This is a genomic window from Pectobacterium sp. CFBP8739, from assembly GCF_013449375.1.
GTDB lineage: Bacteria > Pseudomonadota > Gammaproteobacteria > Enterobacterales > Enterobacteriaceae > Pectobacterium.
The window spans coordinates 86,129-105,517 of sequence record NZ_JACDRR010000020.1 but is presented as its reverse complement, the minus strand read 5'-3'; the positions used below and the strand labels follow the sequence as shown (position 1 = coordinate 105,517).

The 19,389-nt window shown below is 52.9% G+C and carries 15 protein-coding genes and 1 pseudogene; 9 read left to right on the top strand and 7 right to left on the bottom strand.

Annotated elements, in window-relative coordinates; translation table 11 throughout:
• Positions 1–22: 22 nt before the first annotated feature.
• The 8 genes and pseudogenes from H0247_RS15225 to H0247_RS15190 all read left to right on the top strand — a co-directional run.
• A pseudogene (locus H0247_RS15225) lies at positions 23–181 on the top strand (efflux RND transporter permease subunit); the annotation flags it as partial.
• A 99-nt stretch (positions 182–280) separates the two neighbouring features.
• Entirely contained in the window at positions 281–2,026 is a 1,746-nt protein-coding gene (locus H0247_RS15220; protein ID WP_180743295.1) for an alkaline phosphatase, read from the top strand.
• A 12-nt stretch (positions 2,027–2,038) separates the two neighbouring features.
• Positions 2,039–2,518 (top strand): hypothetical protein, encoded by a 480-nt coding sequence (locus H0247_RS15215; RefSeq protein WP_180743294.1) that lies wholly within the window; start codon positions 2,039–2,041, stop codon positions 2,516–2,518.
• A gap of 8 nt (positions 2,519–2,526) precedes the next feature.
• A complete protein-coding gene (locus tag H0247_RS15210) occupies positions 2,527–3,219 on the top strand; it encodes an ABC transporter ATP-binding protein (RefSeq protein WP_180743293.1) in 693 nt (230 codons plus the stop codon).
• Positions 3,216–4,487: an FtsX-like permease family protein gene (locus tag H0247_RS15205; RefSeq protein WP_180743292.1), complete on the top strand. Its 1,272-nt coding sequence runs from the start codon at positions 3,216–3,218 to the stop codon at positions 4,485–4,487. Before H0247_RS15210 ends, H0247_RS15205 begins: the two co-directional genes overlap by 4 nt.
• A 224-nt stretch (positions 4,488–4,711) precedes the next feature.
• On the top strand, positions 4,712–5,605 hold the full coding sequence (locus tag H0247_RS15200) for an SUMF1/EgtB/PvdO family nonheme iron enzyme (RefSeq protein WP_180743291.1): 894 nt from the start codon (positions 4,712–4,714) through the stop codon (positions 5,603–5,605).
• The gene (locus tag H0247_RS15195) at positions 5,595–6,128 is read left to right on the top strand and encodes a CpmJ protein (RefSeq protein ID WP_180743290.1); all 534 of its coding nucleotides are present in this window, start codon (positions 5,595–5,597) and stop codon (positions 6,126–6,128) included. Before H0247_RS15200 ends, H0247_RS15195 begins: the two co-directional genes overlap by 11 nt.
• Positions 6,125–6,679, top strand: coding sequence for a carbapenem biosynthesis protein CpmH (locus H0247_RS15190; protein WP_180743289.1), 555 nt, complete (start codon positions 6,125–6,127; stop codon positions 6,677–6,679). The genes H0247_RS15195 and H0247_RS15190 overlap by 4 nt, the downstream gene beginning before the upstream one ends.
• 93 nt (positions 6,680–6,772) lie before the next feature.
• On the opposite strand, the gene H0247_RS15185 is transcribed toward H0247_RS15190, so the two are convergent.
• From H0247_RS15185 to H0247_RS15165, 5 genes are all read right to left on the bottom strand, one after another.
• A complete protein-coding gene (locus tag H0247_RS15185; RefSeq protein ID WP_180743288.1) occupies positions 6,773–7,822 on the bottom strand; it encodes an asparaginase in 1,050 nt (349 codons plus the stop codon).
• 298 nt (positions 7,823–8,120) lie between these two features.
• Positions 8,121–8,957 (bottom strand): 5-dehydro-4-deoxy-D-glucuronate isomerase, encoded by an 837-nt coding sequence (gene kduI, locus H0247_RS15180; RefSeq protein WP_180743287.1) that lies wholly within the window; start codon positions 8,955–8,957, stop codon positions 8,121–8,123.
• 12 nt (positions 8,958–8,969) lie between these two features.
• Positions 8,970–9,926 (bottom strand): 2-keto-3-deoxygluconate transporter, encoded by a 957-nt coding sequence (kdgT, locus tag H0247_RS15175; RefSeq protein WP_180743286.1) that lies wholly within the window; start codon positions 9,924–9,926, stop codon positions 8,970–8,972.
• Between the two features lie 351 nt (positions 9,927–10,277).
• Positions 10,278–11,066 (bottom strand): IclR family transcriptional regulator, encoded by a 789-nt coding sequence (locus H0247_RS15170; protein WP_180743285.1) that lies wholly within the window; start codon positions 11,064–11,066, stop codon positions 10,278–10,280.
• A 345-nt stretch (positions 11,067–11,411) separates the two neighbouring features.
• Positions 11,412–13,745, bottom strand: a complete 2,334-nt coding sequence (locus tag H0247_RS15165) for a Tex family protein (RefSeq protein WP_180743284.1) — start codon at positions 13,743–13,745, stop codon at positions 11,412–11,414.
• Between the two features lie 332 nt (positions 13,746–14,077).
• On the opposite strand from H0247_RS15165, the gene H0247_RS15160 reads away from it, so the two are divergent.
• Entirely contained in the window at positions 14,078–15,361 is a 1,284-nt protein-coding gene (locus tag H0247_RS15160) for a citrate synthase (RefSeq protein WP_180743283.1), read from the top strand.
• 111 nt (positions 15,362–15,472) lie between these two features.
• Here H0247_RS15160 and H0247_RS15155 read toward each other — a convergent pair whose 3' ends face one another.
• Both H0247_RS15155 and H0247_RS15150 read right to left on the bottom strand, forming a co-directional pair.
• Positions 15,473–17,140, bottom strand: a complete 1,668-nt coding sequence (locus H0247_RS15155) for a methyl-accepting chemotaxis protein (RefSeq protein WP_180743282.1) — start codon at positions 17,138–17,140, stop codon at positions 15,473–15,475.
• 449 nt (positions 17,141–17,589) lie between these two features.
• On the bottom strand, positions 17,590–19,293 hold the full coding sequence (locus tag H0247_RS15150; protein ID WP_180743281.1) for a lysophospholipid acyltransferase family protein: 1,704 nt from the start codon (positions 19,291–19,293) through the stop codon (positions 17,590–17,592).
• Between the last annotated feature and the right edge of the window lie 96 nt (positions 19,294–19,389).

The window sequence follows — 19,389 nt, the reverse complement described above, 5'->3', positions numbered from 1 at the left end:
CAATTTTTCCACGATTTAGCTGATAGCGACCAGCAGCGGCGCGGGCTCGGCCAGCCAGCAGGCGGTGGGAACGGGGGTGATCGGCGGTATGCTGGCCGCAACCTTCCTCACTATTTTCTTCGTGCCGCTGTTCTTGGGCGTTGTTCGGCGTCGTTTGCCGTTAAAAGAGAAGCCTGAATAGGTTAGATATAAGTGAAATAATTTATGGTGAAATTCATCAAACTGTAAAAAAAGGTAACTACGTTATGTCCTGTCAAACTACGCAACCAAGGACATAATAATGAAAGCTCGCTGGTTACTGCCTTTACTGATTTCTGCTGCTTTACCGGGGATGGTACAGGCTCAGGCTATTTATCCCATTGACCGTGCCACGATGCTGGCAGGCGGAAAATTCGATTTTAAAGTCGAGTTTGATGAAGTGCTCAAGCCGGAAGATATCCGCATTCTGATCAACGGCAAAGATTACCAGCAGGTGCTGGGCAAAACGGCCTCGTTTGTTGAGCGCGAAGACGGCGGCAACGCCTCCACGATCTGGCTGCGAGATGTAAACCTGCCAGAAGCAGGCAAATATGTCGTTGAAGCGGAAGCCAAAGGCAAAAAAACACAGGTGAGCTGGGAGGTTTATTCCGCGTCCGGTACGCGTAAAGCCAAGAACGTGATTCTGTTCATCGGCGATGGCCTGTCCGTTGCACACCGCACCGGTGCGCGCATCCTGTCTAAAGGCGTAACGGAAGGGAAGGCAGACGGCCGTCTGGCGATTGATGACCTGCAATATATGGCGTTTGCCGGTACGTCCAGTACCGACTCTATCGCGGCCGATAGCGCCAACACCATGAGCGCCTACATGACCGGTCACAAATCCGGTGTGAACGCACTGGGTGTGTACGTCAGCCGTAGCAAAAATTCACTGGATCACCCGAAGCAGGAAACGCTGGGTGAGCTGTTAACCCGTTCTACCAAGATGTCTGTCGGCGTCGTCAGCGATGCGGAACTTGAGGACGCCACGCCAGCGGCGGTCGTCTCTCACACGCGTCGTCGTGCGGACAAAGCTGAAATCGTTGAGATGTTCTACAACGTACAGCCGACTGTCATGCTGGGCGGCGGCTCAGCCTACTTCCTGCCGAAAAGTACGCCAGGTTCAAAACGTAAAGACGAAACTAACTACGTTGAGAAATTCCAGCAGGCGGGCTACTCACTGGTGACTGATGCGGATTCACTGAAGAAAAATGCCGCGCAGGCCACCAAGCTACTGGGACTGTTCCATACTAGCAATATGGATAGCGTGTTGGATCGCCGTTTCCTGAAAAATGACGTGACCAAGAAATTCCCGAACCAACCCGATCTGACGGATATGACGCAAGCAGCATTGGATGTGCTGTCCAAAAACAAAGACGGCTTCTTCCTGATGGTGGAATCCGCATTGATTGACAAGGCCTCGCACCCGCTGGATTGGGAACGTGCTTTCATGAGTACCATCATGTTGGATCAGTCTGTGGCTATCGCGAAAAAGTTCGCTGAGAAAAACCCAGATACGATGATTGTCGTGGCAGGTGACCATACGCACGGTCTGTCTATCATCGGTACGGTGGATGATGACAAACCGGGCACCGAGATGCGTGAGAAGATCGGTGTGTATGAAGAAGCGGGCTACCCGAACTATAAAGACGCTAACAAAGACGGCTATCCCGATGATCTGAACGTTTCAAAACGTCTGGCAGTGTTCTTCAACAACTTCCCTGACTATTACGAAACGTTCCGTCCGAAGCTGGATGGCCAGTTCGTTCCTGCTATCAAGAACGAAAAAGATCAATACGTTGCCAACAAAGCCTACGAGAAAGTGCCGGGTGCGGTATTCCGTGAAGGGATCCTGCCACGCTCTTCCGATACTGGCGTTCATGCTGTTGACGATATGGTGATTCAGGCGAGCGGCCCAGGTGCAGAACGTATCCGTGGTTACATGGAAAACACCGACCTGTTCCGAGTGATTGTGGACGCGCTTGCGGTGAAACCGCAGGACAAAAAGTAATCCGATAACGCGATGAATAATGCGAAATGCAGCAAAGCGGGGGCAACCCCGCTTTTATTCTCCTGGCTGCGCGCGGTGCTGGTGCTCCTCCTTCTCGGCGGTATTGCCCCAGTGAAAGCCGTGCAGTCTGAACTCTCCTTCGATAAGCTGTACGCCTCTTACGGCGTGCTGGGCCTGGAATTCTCCAATGATGTCAAAGCGCTCTCCGGTAAACAGGTCAAGATGCGCGGCTTTATGGCACCGCCCCTCAAGGCGGAGTCACAATTCTTTGTTTTAACCAAAATGCCGATGGCGCTGTGCCCCTTCTGTTCGTCTGATGCGGACTGGCCTGAAGATATTGTCGTTGTCTATCTCGCTAAACGTCAGACTTTCGTACAGAACAACACCATGATTGAGGTAGAAGGCGTGCTGGAGCACGGATCGTGGACCGATCCTGAAACAGGTTTTGTTAGCCTGCTGCGATTGCGTGAAGCCACGTTCGATACCCTTTAGGAGCGCTGATGGCGGAGTTATTGATTCAACACCTAAGTGTGACCTTCCCGGATACATCCGAGGCCGTGCTGGATATTCCCGCGTTATCTATTCGGTCTGGTGAGCGGGTCGCGGTGATGGGTCCTTCCGGTTCTGGCAAAACCACACTGGTGAATGCCATTACTGGGATGGATCACAGCGGAACGGGCTGTGTACAGTGGGAAAAGCAGGATATTTGGCAGATGAACGAAGCGGAACGTGACCGCTGGCGGGCACAGCATATTGGGTTGGTGATGCAGGATTTCCACCTTTTTCCCGGTCTGAATGCGTTGGAGAACGTCTTGTTGCCTGCACAGTTTCACCACTGGCGGATACCCGCGTCGCTCAGGCAGCGGGCAGCGGATTTGCTGGCACAGGTGGGGCTGAATACCGCGAAACGTCCTATTGAAGTGCTATCACGCGGCGAGAAGCAGCGGGTTGCCGTCGCGAGAGCGTTGCTCAGCCAGCCCGACATCATCGTCGCCGATGAACCAACAGCCAGTCTGGATGCGCAGAGCGGCGAGCAGATTGCCGATCTGCTGGTGACGCTAGCGCGTGAGAATCGCGCCACGCTTATTGCCATTACGCACGATGCGCGTCTGGCTTCACAGATGTCGCGCTGTATTAAACTGGAAAAAGGGCGCCTTGTGGCGGACACGCCGTATCAGGAGGGTCGTACATGATTCCATGGCGTCTTATTTGGATCGACTGGCGTCGGCTCTGGCCGGGTGTGCTGGTCGTGGTATTACTGATCGCGGTGGCGACAGCATTAAGTATTTCGGTGAGCTTGCAAGAAAGGGCGTTGCGCATGGGCAGTGCCAAAGCCGCTGACCGTTTCGATTTGGTGATCGGCGCGCCGGGGAGTGAAACCCAACTGGTGCTGTCATCTGTGTTTTTGCAACCGTCCGCGCTGACGCTGATTCCTGCGCAGGTGCTGGCCGATCTGGAAAAGAACCCGCTGGTGGCCTGGGCGGCCCCGGTCGCGTTTGGTGATTTCTATCAGGGAATGCCGATTGTCGGTACCACGCCACCGCTGGTTACGGATAACGGTAAGCGGCAGCTCATCGCCGGACGCGTGTTCAACGATGACTTTGAAGCCGTAGTCGGCGAGCAAACGGGGCTGAGAGTGGGGAGCACGTTCAGCCCGATTCATGGTCAGGTGGGGACGGAAGGGGCACATGCGCACGATGACGTCACCTACACCGTGGTCGGCGTGTTACCTGCTGACGGCAGCGCGTGGGATAAAGCGATTCTGGTGCCGGTGAACGCGGTATGGCGGGTACATGGCATCCATCCACCACATGGCGCGGACGATGCGCATGACGAGCATGATAAGCAGGAAACAGCACATGCAGAAGGCGAGCCGCATGCCGATGATCACGACGAGGCAGAAGAGCACGACCATGTGCATCAGGCGGGATTGCCCGCGATTGTGGTGAAACCGAAAACCATTGCAGGTGCCTATCAGTTGCGGTCGCTGTATCGCAGCAACACGACGCTGGCGGTGTTCCCCGGTGAAGTGCTGGTGAAACTCTACTCGATGCTGGGCGACATTCGTGAATTGCTGACCTATATCTCACTGGGAACACAGGGATTAGTGGGCGTCGCGGTGGCGATGGTGGCGGTGATTCATCTGCGTCAGCGGCAGAAACAGATCGGCGCACTGCGTGCCTTTGGCGCACCGCGCTACGGCATTTTCACGCTGATTTGGAGCGGACTGATGTCGCTGGTGAGTGTCGGCGTACTGCTGGGTGTCGGTCTGGGCTACCTTGCCGCCCGTGCGATTGCGGTGGTCATGAGCGAGAAAAGCGGTTTCGTCCTGCCAGTGACGTTGGAATGGGAAGACCTCCATTTCGTTCTGCTCCTGTTGCTGGTCGCCGCTGTCGTCCTCACGATTCCGGCGATGTTGTCTTACCGTCAATCACCTGCTACCGCGCTGCGTGGGGAGTAAACCACTACGTTAGCGGTACTCGCATCGGACGTGCTGTTTTGGCGTCCGATGCTGCTTTTCCTATCATGTTTTTTTCTATCGTATTCTTTCCTATCAACAACAGGTCACGTTGACGCCTACGGTAATGAAACGTGTCGCTAGCACAAACCTTCGACAGAGGCGTAGACTTAGGTAATCAATTACAAGACGATAGTCTCTTTTTAGTACACGCAACATGGATGGTTATGTTTAAGAACCGTTTTATCTTTTTAGGTTTGTGTTTAGGGTTAGCGTTTACCACCGCTCGTAGCGCGTCTCTTCCTGTTACCGATGTGAAGCCCAAAGGCATGGAGGAAGTTGTCGTCAACGGAGGCCATTTCTATGTCGGAACGGTCTTCGGTGTGGAAGATTATGCCGCCCATGCCAACACCTCAGTCGCTTCTTTTGCCATGACGAAAACGGAAATCACCTATCAGCAATACCATGCTTTGCTGGTGTGGGCTGACGCGCACGGTTACCAGTTAAGTGGTGGTTGTAATGGTGCTAGCTTTGAAGATTGCCTGCCGCCTGAACAGGACGGTGGACTTCACCCTGTCACCAATGTGTCGTGGTGGGATGCGCTGATTTTCGCTAATGCACTGAGTGAACAGAAACGACTGCCACCTTACTATCTGACAGCAGACGGCGAAACGTTAAAACGCGCGCCGGATGATAGCAGTGAAAAAGTGATACATGAGAACCCACAGGCTTCGGGCTACCGTTTGCCAACGCTGGCGGAATGGCAAATTGCGGCCAGAGGGGGTAGCAAAGGACTGGCGCAAGGGACGTACGGGCAGCGCTATGCTGGCAGTGAACAGCCGGAGCGTGTGGGGCAATTTCCCGCTGATTCATCCTCGTTTGGTACGGTGCCTGTGGCATCGAAACGCCCCAACGCGCTGGGGCTTTACGACATGAGCGGTAATGTGGCCGAATGGTTGAATGCGTCTTATGCGGTGGAGGGCGGCAAAACGATGTATTACTTTTGCGGCGGAAGTTATCTGGAATTGACGCACAGCCTGGCAAGTTGCGATCTGCATACGCCCGGCTTTTTCATGCCAGATATTGGTTTTCGCTTAGTAAGGACGCTGGATGCAAAATAAATTTGTTGGGGGGCTGCTGTTTTGTGCTATCAGTGGCGCGGCTGCCGCATTCTCTCCTGTGACATTGAAAGACGGCATCAACCGCCTCGATCTCAATCAGGACGACGGGGAAGACTATGTTGTCGTTGCCCAGTTTGATAACAATACATCCCACCCTAATCTTGGTATGACGTTTTTTGTCCAACGTCCAGATGGCGGGCATAGCATCATGCCCGTCGCTAACAGTGACACCTTTACTTGGTTTGATTATCGTTTGTCCGCTACGGCGGATTTCCTCGTGCAAGATAATCGCTTGTTTTTGTCGGGAAAGCGTTATTTTTTGGTCACGGCCAGTAAGCAGGGTGAGAACATCTTTGATTTCACAAAAGTCATGCTAACGATTCATGATTTTAAATCTTCACAGGATGATCCCGGTGTGCCGCTCTATGAATGGTCGGTGCGTAAGCGGGTCGTCACGCAGCAGTCTTATCAATCAGCTGATGAGGCCTACAAGGAAGTGGATGAGGCAATGCTGACAAAATGAAAATATCGGTATTGATGGCATTGGGGTTATTGGCATCCTCCTCAGCATGGGCGCAGCACAGTGAGCAGGACTACCTGCAACGCATACAGGAATTTTTTGATGCTGAGCCACCGCTGTGTTTAGGTGAGAAACAGTGGCCGGTTCATAGCCCTAAAGGGGATGCGCCCTGGAACCGTGGACGTTTACACGCGCTGGTGGACGCGGGGTTGGCACACGCGACGCCGGAAGGTACAGGCAAGGTCTATCGGTTATCGCCTGTCGGTGAGAAGAATTGGCATCAGAACGGTGACCTGTGCTACGGGCGTATGCAGGTGAGCCGTATTGAGAAAATCGATCGTGTGAATCAGGAACTGACGGTGGTGTATTTCACCTATCATCTGGCACCGTTGGAACGTTGGGCGCATAACCGTTCATTACGCTTTGCCTTTAGCGAGCTGGATAATCTTGTCGGTGGAATGGAAACCACGCGCTATTCTGCCACGATTCGTGAGACGTTAGGCGGGGCGGCCAAATTGCAGGATTACCCCGTACCGGTAGAACTGGATTACTAACGCGGCCATCGTGAAAATAATTCGTTGTTTTAAAAAGGTATCCCGACAGATTCACACTGCGGGATACTTTATTACTACCGCCTAACCCTGCGATTACTGCTCGAAATAGCTGCGGATTTTCTCGATGTCGTCGCCGTTAGACAGTGCCAGTGAAAGCAGAATGCGTGCTTTCTGCGGGTTGTAGAATCCACTGCCGATAGCGCCGTCTTTCTTCTTATCGGTCACATAGCCGTTGCCAGTACGGGTGCTGATCACCACGGGAATGCCTTTCGCGACGGCTTTCTTGATGTCTTCTTTGATACGCGTTGGCGTAGAGCCGTTACCGCTACCCGCGATAATGATGCCTTTTGCGCCCTGTTCAATCGCGGCATTCAGCAGGCCGCTGTCTTGATCCTGATAGCTGTACAGAATGTCGACCTTCGCCAGCGCTTCCTTATTACTTACGTCAAAGAATGGCTTGTTCTCGGGGGCGGCTGGCTGGTAGAAGAAGCGCGGTACGCCGCCGTAGAATGCGCCCAGATAGCCTTGTTCATTGGCTTTGAACGTGTCCAACGAGGTGGCATTGGTTTTGGTGGTGTAGAAGGCGGAGCCGATGCGATCGTTCAGCAGCACCATCGCGCCGCGTTTTTCTGCGTTCTTGCTCGACGCCAGCGTGACCGCTTCCAGCAGGTTCATGGAGCCGTCCGCGCTGATGGCGGTGGCAGGGCGCATTGCACCGACGATAACCACTGGTTTCTCGCTTTTTACCGTCAGATCCAAAAAGAATGCCGTTTCTTCCAACGTGTCGGTGCCGTGAGTGATGACGACGCCATGCGTATTGGCATCACCTAACTGTTTGTTAATTGCTTTGGATAGCTTCAACAAAATGGCCTGGTCGATATTGCCGCTGGCGGTGTTGGCGATCTGTTCGCCTGTCACCGTCGCGACATCGCCAATAGCCGGCACGGCGTTCAGCAACTCCTGAATGCCGATCGCGCCAGCCTGATAGCCTGTCGTAGCCGTATTGGATTCTGCCTTTCCGGCGATGGTCCCCCCTGTCGCGTATATCGTGACGCCAGGTTTGACGTCATCGGCCAATAGCGCATGAGACGACAGCATCAGACAGGCGGCGGTGATGGTGCGGGCGATAGATGAGAGTTGCATTCGCAGATCCTTGTTTTTGGTATGGGAAAATAAGAACAAAGCAACTTCTATACCAATGCGTATTCATCTATTACCCTGCTAATTAATCACGGAGAGTCTTTGGTTTGGTGCACCGCGTGGGGCGTTGGCGGCTAAATTGCACCGCAATGGTGAGCGCAGCGGCAGTGAAGGGGGGAGAGGGGCGACGGGTGTTGATAACCCGGAATGACGTCATGAAACGTCCTACTGACGCGGTATTAAAACAGGGTGAACGAGGCTCACCCTGCTGTATTTTACGATCGCGGTAACCGCTGGCGGATTAGCGTAAATCCAACATCGCGATATGGTCCATATCGTCAAACGTCAGGTTTTCGCCGATCATACCCCAGATGAAGGCGTAGTTTTTCGTACCGACGCCGGTGTGAATCGACCAACTGGGGGAGATCACCGCCTGCTCGTTATGCATCACCAGATGGCGTGTTTCATGCGGTTCACCCATCATGTGGAAGATAATGGTGTCTTCCGCCATATCAAAATAGAAGTACACTTCCATTCTGCGTTCATGGGTATGTGTCGGCATGGAGTTCCAGTTGCTGCCTTCCGCTAGACGCGTTAATCCCATGCTCAACTGGCAGGTGTCCAGCACTTCCGGCACCAGGTATTTGCAAATCGTCCGCTTGTTGCAGGTTTTCACATCGCCCAGCGGGGCTTTGATCGCGTCATCCTGCGTGATGATGCGTGTCGGGTAAACGGCATGCGCTGGGGCGCTGTTATAATACAGTTTGGCTGGCCTGGCTTTGTCCAGGCTGCTGAATGCTAAGGCTTTGGCACCTTTTCCAACATAGAGCGCTTCTTCATTGCCAACCTGATAGCTTGTGCCGTCGATAACAATGTTGGCTGGGCCGCCGATATTAATCAGCCCCAGCTCGCGCCGCTCGAGAAAATAGCTCACGCCAAACTGTTTGCCGATACCGTCGTCAAACGTGATCTCGCCATCCACGGGCATAATTCCGCCCACCACAATACGGTCGATATGGCTGTAAGTCATGGTGTACTGATTTGGCGTAAATATCTGCTCAATCAGAAATTTCTTTCTCAGCTCAGTGGTATCAAGCGTTTTCGCGTGTTCACTGTGTACACTTTGTCGTACGTCCATTTTGTTACCTTTTTATGCGTGTTTAGGTGAAAAGCGTTTTGCCCATAATGCCGTGATGATGGGCACCAATACTGATGTCACGATCACACTGGTGGCGACGAGCGCTGTCGCTTGTTGAGCGACCGGCGCGAATTCTGGCGCCATATTGGCGATGAGCAGCGGTGTGGCGACGGCAGCGCCTGCGCTGCTGGATGCCGCTACACCTGCGGTGCCATTACCGCCGCCGATAAATTTATCCGCCAGAATCAACGGAATACCGGTAACAACAATGACCAATACGCCGAGGAAGATTCCTGCGAAGCCCGTTTGGAGGATCACCGCTAAATTAATCGTGTTGCCCAACGCAAAGGCGAAGAAAGGAATCAGCGTTTGTACGGAATTACCGAACAGTTTTCTCAGGTCCGGGTCGAGGTTACCCAGTGTAAAGCCAATCAGGAAAGGCAGGACGGCACCGACAAATAGCTGAGGTTCAAAGGTCGCGATACCGCTGGCTCCCAGAATAACCATAGTCATTAACGGGCCGGATTCCAGAGACATCAGCACAAACGCGCCTGCCTCTTCTTTCGAGCCGTATTGGTTCATCAATGCCGCGTACAAACCGCCGTTTGTCATGTCCATTGCCGCGACCAGAGCCAGTACGGAAATTCCAGCCAGCATACCGTTTTGGATACCGTCTCCCGGCAAGAATGTACCTGCAATCAGCGCGACCACCCAGGCGGTGGCGAGTTTGGTTATCACCAGAACGCCTGATTTTTTCAACATCGTTCCCGTCGCTTTAAGTTCAATGGACGCGCCCATGCAGAAAAACCAGACCGCCAAAATAGGAATCGTGCCAGTAATCAGGCCGTTGCTGAAAGACCCTAAATATTTCCCCGCCCCTGGCGTAAAGGTATTACAGATCGCGCCCAAAAAGAGCGGCACCAGCATTAATCCCCCTGGGATTTTATCAATAGCTTGTTTGATTTTCATAACAGACCTCATTTAAAAATAAAAAGATATTCAGCCCGCTTTCAGTGAAAGCAGAGAGATGATTGATATAAAATAATAAATAGAGGTAAATAAAACCTAAGCGGTTATTACCCGATTTCATTAAATAGTGAAGATGGTTACCCTTATTACTAAATTGATAATGAATACTCTTCGTTATCTTGATTTTTATGGTTTTAGCCATTTTTCAGGTATAAATGGCCTTCCCGTAATGCGTATTAGCATTTACAGGTAATTATGTCATGCGTGTCCGTCACGCTTTTTGCGTGTCATTATTTCTGGATTGTTTTAATAAGCCAGAGTTTTTAATTATGAAAAGCGACGATGAATGTTTTATCTGATATCAATATTCCTACTGTTAATATGCGCGGTAATCGCTTTGCTGGTTTTAATCAGGCTTGCCAGATGCTTCTCTTTTTTTCCATTCGCATATTGTGATTGCATACCGTTAACACCGATGGCGGCGATGACCTCACCGTTTTGGTTAAAAATCGGCGCGGCCATGCAGCAGATCTCTTCGATATCTTCGCCGTCGTCGATTGCCCAGCCTTGTTCCTTGACGGTTTTCAGGTGCTCGAGGAAATCTTCTTTTTTGGTAATGGTTCGGGGTGTTAAATATTCAAAAGTACAATCAGCAATCAAGGCGTCAATTCTTTCCTGTGGCAGCCAGGCTAATAACACTTTTCCCAGAGACATACGGTTAAAAACAATTTTCTTCCCTTCCCAGGATGTTTTTACAATAGCCTTGGGAGATTCCACTTTACTCAGAAAGAAACCGTTATCGCCGTCCAGAATGCCGAGATGGCAGGTCAATTCCGTTTCTTTGACCAACTCATGCATAAAGTTAATGGTGTCTTTACGCAGATCGATATTCTTTATGACCAGACCGCCCAGCTCGAATAGCCTTAATCCCAAAACATAACGTCCGTCTGCGCGTTGGCGCAGCAATTGCGTGACAACCAGCACCTCTAATAGATGGTGCACGCTGCTTTTGGGGATAGACAAATCTGTGCAAATCTCAGTAAAGCTGGCTTCATCATGCTTAGCGATGTAGTCAATAATCATCACCAAACGGACGGCTGCTGGCGCTTTACTGTGTTCGAGCTGTTGGAATATATTCATGGTTGTTCTATATATAAAACTATGGTTTCCTATATAGAACAATAATAACGCAACGGTAATTTATTTACCTAGATACAGATCACAAAATAATCTCGAAATGGTTGAATATTTCAATATAATTAAAACGTAGTTTTATTAGGGAAACAAAATGGCGATATTTGGGCGGGAAAGAGAAAGATGCCAGACCTTATGAAAATAAGGTCTGGCTAATAGTAGAACGGTTATTAGTGAATATTGGTCACTTAAGCCCGTTATTAGGGGAAACACAGGGGAGGTTCCCGCAGGAGACCTCACCCCTGTGGTCACCCCGTGTATCTCGATGCTTAAACGATCGGCATGAGGTGATTAGCGCTTTTTAAAGGCGGCAGCCAGCGCATCACCCATCGCGCTGTTGCCAGTGACAGGAGCGTTAGCGGGGCGAGGACGTGATTTACCGGCTGGCTGACGCGATGAAGTATTGCTATCGCCACGTGCATTGCCGCCGCCACGGCGTGATGCCGTCTCACCCGGCTGCTCGTCCAGACGCATGGTTAGCGCGATGCGCTTACGTTGCAGATCCACTTCCATCACTTTCACTTTCACGATATCGCCCGCTTTTACGACCTTATGCGGATCGTCGACGAAATGATCGGCCAATGATGAAATGTGGACCAAACCGTCCTGATGGACGCCGATATCCACAAACGCGCCAAAGTTGGTGACGTTGGTGACTGAGCCTTCCAGAATCATGCCCGGCAGCAGATCGTTTAAGGTTTCTACGCCGTCGGCGAAGCTGGCGGTTTTGAACTCAGGGCGCGGATCGCGACCCGGTTTCTCCAGCTCTTTGATGATGTCGGTCACTGTCGGTACACCGAAACGCGCATCGGTGAAGTCCGACGGTTTCAGATTACGCAGTGCGTTTGGGTTCCCCATCAGCGCCTGCAACGCCTGTTCCGTCGCGGCCAGAATGCGTTCTACGACCGGATACGCTTCTGGGTGAACGGTAGAGGCATCCAGCGGGTTATCGCCGTGGTTGATGCGCAGGAAACCTGCACACTGTTCAAAGGCTTTTGGCCCCAGACGGCTGACTTTCAGCAATTGCTCGCGATTATGGAAGCGGCCATTTTCATCACGCCAGGTCACAATATTTTGCGCCATCATGCGTGTCAGCCCTGCAACCCGCGTCAGCAGCGCCACGGACGCGGTGTTCAGGTCAACGCCGACGGCGTTTACGCAGTCTTCGACCACTGCATCCAGTTTCTTCGCCAGCAGGCTCTGGCTTACATCATGCTGATACTGGCCAACGCCGATGGATTTCGGGTCGATCTTCACCAGCTCTGCCAGCGGATCCTGCAAACGACGGGCGATGGATACCGCACCGCGCAGCGACACATCCAAATCGGGGAATTCTTGTGCGGCCAGTTCGGACGCGGAATACACCGACGCGCCTGCTTCGCTGACGATCACTTTCTGCGCCTTGATATCCGGGAATTGCTTCTGTGTGTCGAGGAAGAAACGCTCGGTTTCACGTGAGGCGGTGCCGTTGCCAATCGCCACCAGCTCAACCTGATGTTTGAGGCATAGCGCGGCCACAGCCGTAGCCGCTTTAGCTGCCTGACCCGTGTGCGGATAAATGGTGTCGGTCGCGACCAGCTTGCCGGTGGCATCCACCACCGCGACTTTTACGCCAGTACGCAGGCCGGGATCGAGACCCATCGTGGCACGCATGCCCGCCGGAGCGGCCATCAGCAGGTCGTGCATGTTGCGGGCGAAGACGTTAATCGCTTCATCTTCGGCTTTTTCACGCACGCTGCCCATCAGTTCGGTTTCAAGGTGCAGCAGCACTTTAATACGCCACGTCCAGCTAATCACGGCACGTCGCCAACTGTCCGCTGCCGCATTCCCCAAACGCAGGTTCAGGTGGTCGATAATAATCTGTTCGCAGTAGCTCTCACGCGGCGCTTCTTCATGCTGCGGGTCGGCGTTCAGCGCCAGTTGCAGTACACCTTCGTTACGACCACGGAACATCGCCAGTGCGCGGTGTGAAGGCACCTGAGCAATCGGTTCGTGATGATCGAAATAGTCGCGGAACTTCGCGCCTTCTTCTTCTTTCCCTTCCACGACACGGGAAACCAGATGCGCGTTTTTCCACAGGTAGTTACGCACTTTTGCCAGCAGGGTGGCGTCTTCGGCAAAGCGTTCCATCAGGATGTAACGTGCGCCGTCCAGCGCGGCTTTCACATCCGCTACGCCTTTCTCGGCATCGACATAAGCCTGTGCCGTCAGCTCCGGATCCTGGCTTGGGTCTTGCCACAGGCCGTCGGCCAACGGTTCCAGACCGGCTTCAATCGCGATTTGGCCGCGCGTGCGGCGCTTCGGTTTATACGGCAGGTAGAGATCTTCCAGCTCGGTTTTGCTCAGCGTGCCGTTAATGGCGCTGGCGAGCTGTGGCGTTAACTTCCCCTGCTCATCGATGGATTTCAGAATAGTCTGGCGCCGATCTTCCAGTTCTCGCAGGTAGCTGAGGCGCGTTTCGAGCTGGCGCAGTTGGGTGTCATCCAGCCCGCCAGTCACTTCTTTGCGGTAACGGGCGATAAAAGGGACGGTATTTCCTTCGTCCAGCAGGCGGACTGCCGCGTCCACCTGCTCCGTACGCGCCTGCAATTCGCTGGCGATGATGTGGCTTAATGAATCATTCATGGGTCTGATATCAGTCGTCATCAAGTGAATTAAATAAGTGAGGACAGTTATACGGATTGAGCGTGCAAAATGCCAGCCGCTGCCGTCTGGAAAACGCGGATGATCTCGCGTTGTTCAGTACAACAAAATTTACCTAAATCAATATTCCGTCAGATTCTTGCAACCCATGCACAATTTTAGCGTATGACATACGTTGGCTTGTTTCACGGTGAATTGAATGCCGTTTTGTATTGAACGTCGCGTTAATCAGGGTGTGTAGCACGGAATGACCTATCCAGAAGCCCGTGAGAGCGAACGAGAACAACATCATTATTCGGGCAGGAGAAAAGTTCATGACAGTCAGAACGTCCACGTTGACGACAGAAGGGCAGGAGAGTATCACGCTGGACATGCGTTCCGGCGTACTGGGGAAAGCGGCGGTGGATATTCGCCCGCTTGGTGAAAATGGGCTGTGTAGCTATGATCCCGGTTTTGCCAATACGGCAGGATGTGAGTCGGCGATTACCTATATTGATGCGGTGAATAGCGTGCTGCTGCATCGGGGCTTCCCTGTCGAACAGCTTGCTGAGCAGTGCGACTTTACCGAAGTCTGTTACATCCTGCTGCATGGCGAAGCGCCTTCGGCAGAGGCGTATGCGAAATTTGCCGACAACATTACCCGCCATACGCTGGTTCATGAGCAAATTACCCGGATGTTCAGCGGCTTTCGTCGCGATTCCCACCCGATGGCGCTGATGTGCGCGGTGGTGGGTGCGCTGGCTGCGTTCTATCACGATGTATTGGATATCCATAATGCGGAGCATCGCGAGCTGGCGGCCGTGCGGCTACTGTCGAAAATGCCGACGCTGGCGGCGATGTGCTACAAGTATTCCATCGAACAGCCGTCCGTGTATCCCCGCAATTCACTCTCCTATACCGGCAACTTCCTGCACATGCTGTTTTCAATTCCGGCGGAAAAATATGAAGTCAATCCGGTGCTGGAACGGGCGATGAACCGCATCCTGATTCTGCATGCCGATCATGGTCAGTGCCCGTCTACGATGGCGGTCAGAGCGTCGGGGTCTTCCGGCGCGAACCCGTTTGCCTGCATTGCTGCTGGGCTGGCATCGATGTGGGGGCCGTTGCACGGTGGGGCGAACGAAGCCTGTATGCGCATGCTGGAAGAGATCAAAACGGTCGATCGCGTCCCTGAATTTGTACGACGTGCGAAAGACCGCTGCGATTCATTCCGCCTGATGGGATTCGGTAACTCGATCTACCAGCATTTTGATCCCCGCGCGGCGATTCTGCGTAAAACCTGTTACGAAGTGCTCAATGAACTGGGTACGGAAGACAGTCTGTTGCAGGTGGCGATGGAGCTGGAGCATATCGCCATGACCGATGCGTATTTTCTGGAGAATAGGCTTTATCCGAGTGTCGATTTCTATACGTCGGTCATTCTAAAAGCGATGGGGCTACCGCCGTCCATGTTTACGGTGATTTCCACCGTCGGCAGAACGATCGGCTGGATTGCACATTGGGATGAGATGCACAAGCAGGATGAAATCAGCATCTACCGTCCGCGCCAAATTTATACTGGGCAGCCGCGCCGTGACTATGTTTCTAAAAAAGACTAATGTCTCCAAAAAAGACTAATATTGCCAAAAATCTTCCAATTAGAGCAATGATGTGACGATCACCATGATGCCTACGTTGTGGCATCATGGTGATAGCTGACAGGGATAAGCCTAGAATTTTTCCCAGTTATCCTGTGTGTTGCCGACTGGCGCGAGGGCTAAACGAGTCGGTTGCGCTTTCTTCTCTATCGGTGCCGGACGGACTGCCGGCGTGCCGCGCAGGTGGAAATGGTTCATGAGCGTAACCAAGTGGGATGATTGCTCGCGCAGGCTGGTTGCCGCATTGGCGGACTCTTCCACCAGCGTCGCGTTCTGCTGGGTAACCTGATCGAGCTGGTTCACCGCGTCATGAATTTGCGAAATACCGGATTCCTGTTCCTGCGTGGTTGTCCCGATCTCGCTGATTAACTCTGCCACGCTGCGTGCCTGACGCACCAGTTCATCAATGGTGCTGCCGGTGTCTTCGACCAGACGGTTCCCCGCTTCGACTTTTTCGACGCTAGTGTTAATCAGCGCCGCGATCTCTTTAGCGGCGGAGGCGGAACGCTGAGCCAGTGAACGCACCTCTCCCGCTACCACGGCGAAGCCGCGACCTTGTTCACCCGCGCGTGCGGCTTCGACCGCCGCATTCAGCGCCAGAATGTTGGTCTGGAAGGCAATGCCATCAATGACGCTGATGATATCGCGGATTTTATGTGAGCTGTCGGAGATCTCTTTCATGGTCGTCACCATGTCGCCGATGGCCTCGCCGCCCTTGGTCGCCGTTTCGCTGGCCTGGCTGGCAAGCTGAGTGACACTACGCACGGTATGCGCATTCTGACGAATCGCCTGACTCATCTGTTCCATCGACGCTGCGGTCTGCTGTAGGCTGGCTGCCTGTTCTTCTGTACGCTGGCTCAGGTTTTCACTGCCGGCGGCGATTTGGCTGGAGCCAGACGCAATAGCTTCACTGCTCTCCCGTACCTGTTCGACGATGTCACCCAAGTTATTGCTCATATGACGCATGGTGGCTAACAGGCTGCTGTGGTCGTCCGGATTGATGTGGATATCAACGGCCAGATCGCCATCGGCCACCTGACGGGCAACGTGGGTGGCATAGAGCGGTTCACCACCCAACTGGTTTTTCAACGTGCGGGTAATCAGCCAAGCCACGACCGCGGCCATCGCGGCGGCGGCAAGGGCGAGAATCAGCATAATCACGCTGCCGGACTGTGCATCCTGCTGTGCCCCGCTGACGATCTCGTTAGTATCCTGCTGCTGTGAGGCCATCATCGCGTCCAGCACTTTGAACAGCGCGTTTTGTGCCGTCTGCATCTCCGTGAGGATAATCTCGTTGCCCTGTTGGCGCTTCTGTGGATCAGTCGACTGCACCAGATCCATCGCTTTCAAAAAAGCCGCGAGGTACGGCGGACGGGTATCCTGAAACTGTTTCAGCAGCGCGCTGGTGCCTTCGGTATCCAGCTGTTGCCCCAGCTTTTTCAGATTGGCGGTGTTGCGGGCGATTTGCTCATCAACGAACTGTTTTTCCTGCCTGATTTGCTCAGGGTCGGTGCTGATTGCAATGTTGCGGATCAGGCGAGCATTGGCGTCAAAACCGGCTTTCACTTCCTGAATCAATAGCATATTCGCTAGCGTAGTGCCGGAAAGTCGGTTGATATCGTTACCCAGCCCAACCAGTTGGAGTCGTCCGAAGAATGCCACCATCAGGCTGATGATGATAACCAGAGAAAATCCCATACCCAGCATCTTGCTGAGTTTGATTCTGTTCAGCATATTCATAAACATCCTTAATTTTTTGACATGCTATGAAGGCATAACGGAGGGGGCTTGCTATCGTAATCGATGCAAGTAATGACAAGGCATTATAGCTATTTTTTGCATTTTCGGGATACATCGGTAACTCCCGCGCTTAAAAACATATCGATAAGAATATCTTTAATATCGGCAAGAAAAGCGTTCTGTTGATCACGTAAATTACGGTAAGCGGGATTTCATATGAAATGTGTGATCTGAGAGACAAAATACGAGGTTTATGGCGTGGGGTAATGCGGGTGGTGCGAGAGCCCCTTTAGAGGCTAACGCACTGGTCAATCAAGAAGCGCTGTCGCTGATATACCCGTCATACTTCAAGTTGCATGTGCGTTGGCTTCGCTCACTCACCCGAATCACTTACCTGAGTAAGCTCATCGGGATTCCTTCACTTGCCGCCTTCCTGAAACTCGAATTATTTAGGGTATAAAAGGGGCGATATAGCGTTGATAGCGTGATTCTTTCAGCTGTTGCAGATCGACAAGCACCAGACCATCAATGCAGTTATTGAAATCAGGGTCGATGCCGAAGTCGATAAACCGCACGCCACCTGGCTCACACAGCTCCGAATACTGCTTGTAGAGCGTGGGGATCGCGCAACCCATGTTGCTGAGCATGCTTTTCAATCGCGTGAGATCCTGCTGGTAGTCCGTTCCTTCAAACTGTTTCAGAACATCAGGCAGCGAGGCCGGATAAGGGCGACGCGACGTAGCCAGCGGTTGATCGGGCGTGAAGTGCAGGCGATAAAACGCAACCAGCAAATCGCGTGCATGCGGCGGCAACGCGCCGGACAGCGACACTGGGCCGAACAGATAGCGATGTTCTGGATAGCGCGCCAGATAGGCACCAATGCCCAGCCAGAGATAATCCAGCCCACGTTTACCCCAATATTTGGGCTGAATGAAACTGCGCCCCAGCTCAATGCCTGATGCCAGTATCGGATCCATTTCGTCGCCGTACTGGAACAGACTGTGGCTGTAGAGGCCGCTTTTCCCTTTTTCTGCGATCAAACTGGCCGTCGAGACAAAGCGATAGGCACCGACAATCTCCAGTTCGCGATCGTCCCACAGGATCAGGTGCAGGTAGTCATCGTCGTAGCTGTCCAGATCGCGGCGTTGCCCTGAGCCTTCGCCCACGGCTCGGAAGGCGATTTCACGCAGGCGTCCGAGTTCGCGCAATAGCGGCACGTAATCTTCCTCACCGCGACGGTAGAGATAGACAATTTTGCCATCCGGCGTGGTGCCCAGCGTTTCACACTCTGACAGCGCGCGCTTCAGCAGCACGCGGTCTTCGGCCAGCGCAATGGGTTTTTCACCGGTAAAACAGCCGGGCTTTCCTTGTCCCAGACGATAAACGTGACGACGGAAACGGGCCGCCAGATCGTTAGCGTTCCACTCGCCCTGACTCCAGGACGTATAGGGAATTCTGGCACCGATGCGTAACTTGAGGGTTTGGTCACGCTGCCCAAACATTTCTCTCACTAGCAAGAGGGTGGATAGCGGGCGATAAACCAGGGAGGAGAGATAAAACAGCGCGCTGTTGCGTCCGCCGATATGAATCGGTACCACGGGCGCGCGGGCTTTGCTCGCCATGCGGATAAAGCCGTTGTGCCAGTGACCATCACGAATACCTTGCAGGCTGGCGCGTGAAACTTCACCCGCTGGGAAGACGATGATCGCGCCGTCACCTTCCAGATGCTGCTGGATGGCGCTGATTTGCTGGCGTTTGGTGCGGTTATTGAAGTTATCGACGGAAAAAAACAGATTTTTGAGCGGGGCGACATAAGAGAGTAGCTGGCTGGCGACGATGCGGACATCGGGCCTGACGCTGGCGACGGTACGTAGTAGCGCCAGACCGTCCAGTGAGCCAATGGGGTGGTTGGCAACCAGCACCACCGGCCCCTGGCTGGGGATATTTTCTAAATCCCCTTCGACCATTTCACAATTGAAGTTGAAGTAGTCAAGAATCTGTTCGACCAGATCCAAGCCTTTCAAATGCGGGTAACGCCGCGCAAATTGCTGCATTTCATTTTCAAATAGCAGAGAACGTAAAACCGTTTTCTGCCAGGGTGGCGTATGGCGATGCGGGGCAAGATCTTGCAGAATGGCGTCTAAGCTAAACATAAATCGTTCTCCGTAGCTCTCCGTGGCTAAAAGTACGGGATAGAAATGACATATTTATGTCTGTTGACAGATTTTTAGCCAAAATTGTAAATCGGG

Bases quoted from the DNA above. Each gene is read 5' to 3' on its own strand.
- H0247_RS15220 (WP_180743295.1), top strand. From the start codon at position 281: ATGAAAGCTCGCTGGTTACTGCCTTTACTGATTTCTGCTGCTTTACCG.
- H0247_RS15190 (WP_180743289.1), top strand. From the start codon at position 6,125: ATGAAAATATCGGTATTGATGGCATTGGGGTTATTGGCATCCTCCTCA.
- H0247_RS15210 (WP_180743293.1), top strand. From the start codon at position 2,527: ATGGCGGAGTTATTGATTCAACACCTAAGTGTGACCTTCCCGGATACA.
- H0247_RS15150 (WP_180743281.1), bottom strand. From the start codon at position 19,293: ATGTTTAGCTTAGACGCCATTCTGCAAGATCTTGCCCCGCATCGCCAT.
- H0247_RS15205 (WP_180743292.1), top strand. From the start codon at position 3,216: ATGATTCCATGGCGTCTTATTTGGATCGACTGGCGTCGGCTCTGGCCG.
- kdgT (WP_180743286.1), bottom strand. From the start codon at position 9,926: ATGAAAATCAAACAAGCTATTGATAAAATCCCAGGGGGATTAATGCTG.
- H0247_RS15185 (WP_180743288.1), bottom strand. From the start codon at position 7,822: ATGCAACTCTCATCTATCGCCCGCACCATCACCGCCGCCTGTCTGATG.
- H0247_RS15165 (WP_180743284.1), bottom strand. From the start codon at position 13,745: ATGAATGATTCATTAAGCCACATCATCGCCAGCGAATTGCAGGCGCGT.
- H0247_RS15200 (WP_180743291.1), top strand. From the start codon at position 4,712: ATGTTTAAGAACCGTTTTATCTTTTTAGGTTTGTGTTTAGGGTTAGCG.
- H0247_RS15160 (WP_180743283.1), top strand. From the start codon at position 14,078: ATGACAGTCAGAACGTCCACGTTGACGACAGAAGGGCAGGAGAGTATC.
- H0247_RS15170 (WP_180743285.1), bottom strand. From the start codon at position 11,066: ATGAATATATTCCAACAGCTCGAACACAGTAAAGCGCCAGCAGCCGTC.
- H0247_RS15195 (WP_180743290.1), top strand. From the start codon at position 5,595: ATGCAAAATAAATTTGTTGGGGGGCTGCTGTTTTGTGCTATCAGTGGC.
- H0247_RS15155 (WP_180743282.1), bottom strand. From the start codon at position 17,140: ATGAATATGCTGAACAGAATCAAACTCAGCAAGATGCTGGGTATGGGA.
- kduI (WP_180743287.1), bottom strand. From the start codon at position 8,957: ATGGACGTACGACAAAGTGTACACAGTGAACACGCGAAAACGCTTGAT.
- H0247_RS15215 (WP_180743294.1), top strand. From the start codon at position 2,039: ATGAATAATGCGAAATGCAGCAAAGCGGGGGCAACCCCGCTTTTATTC.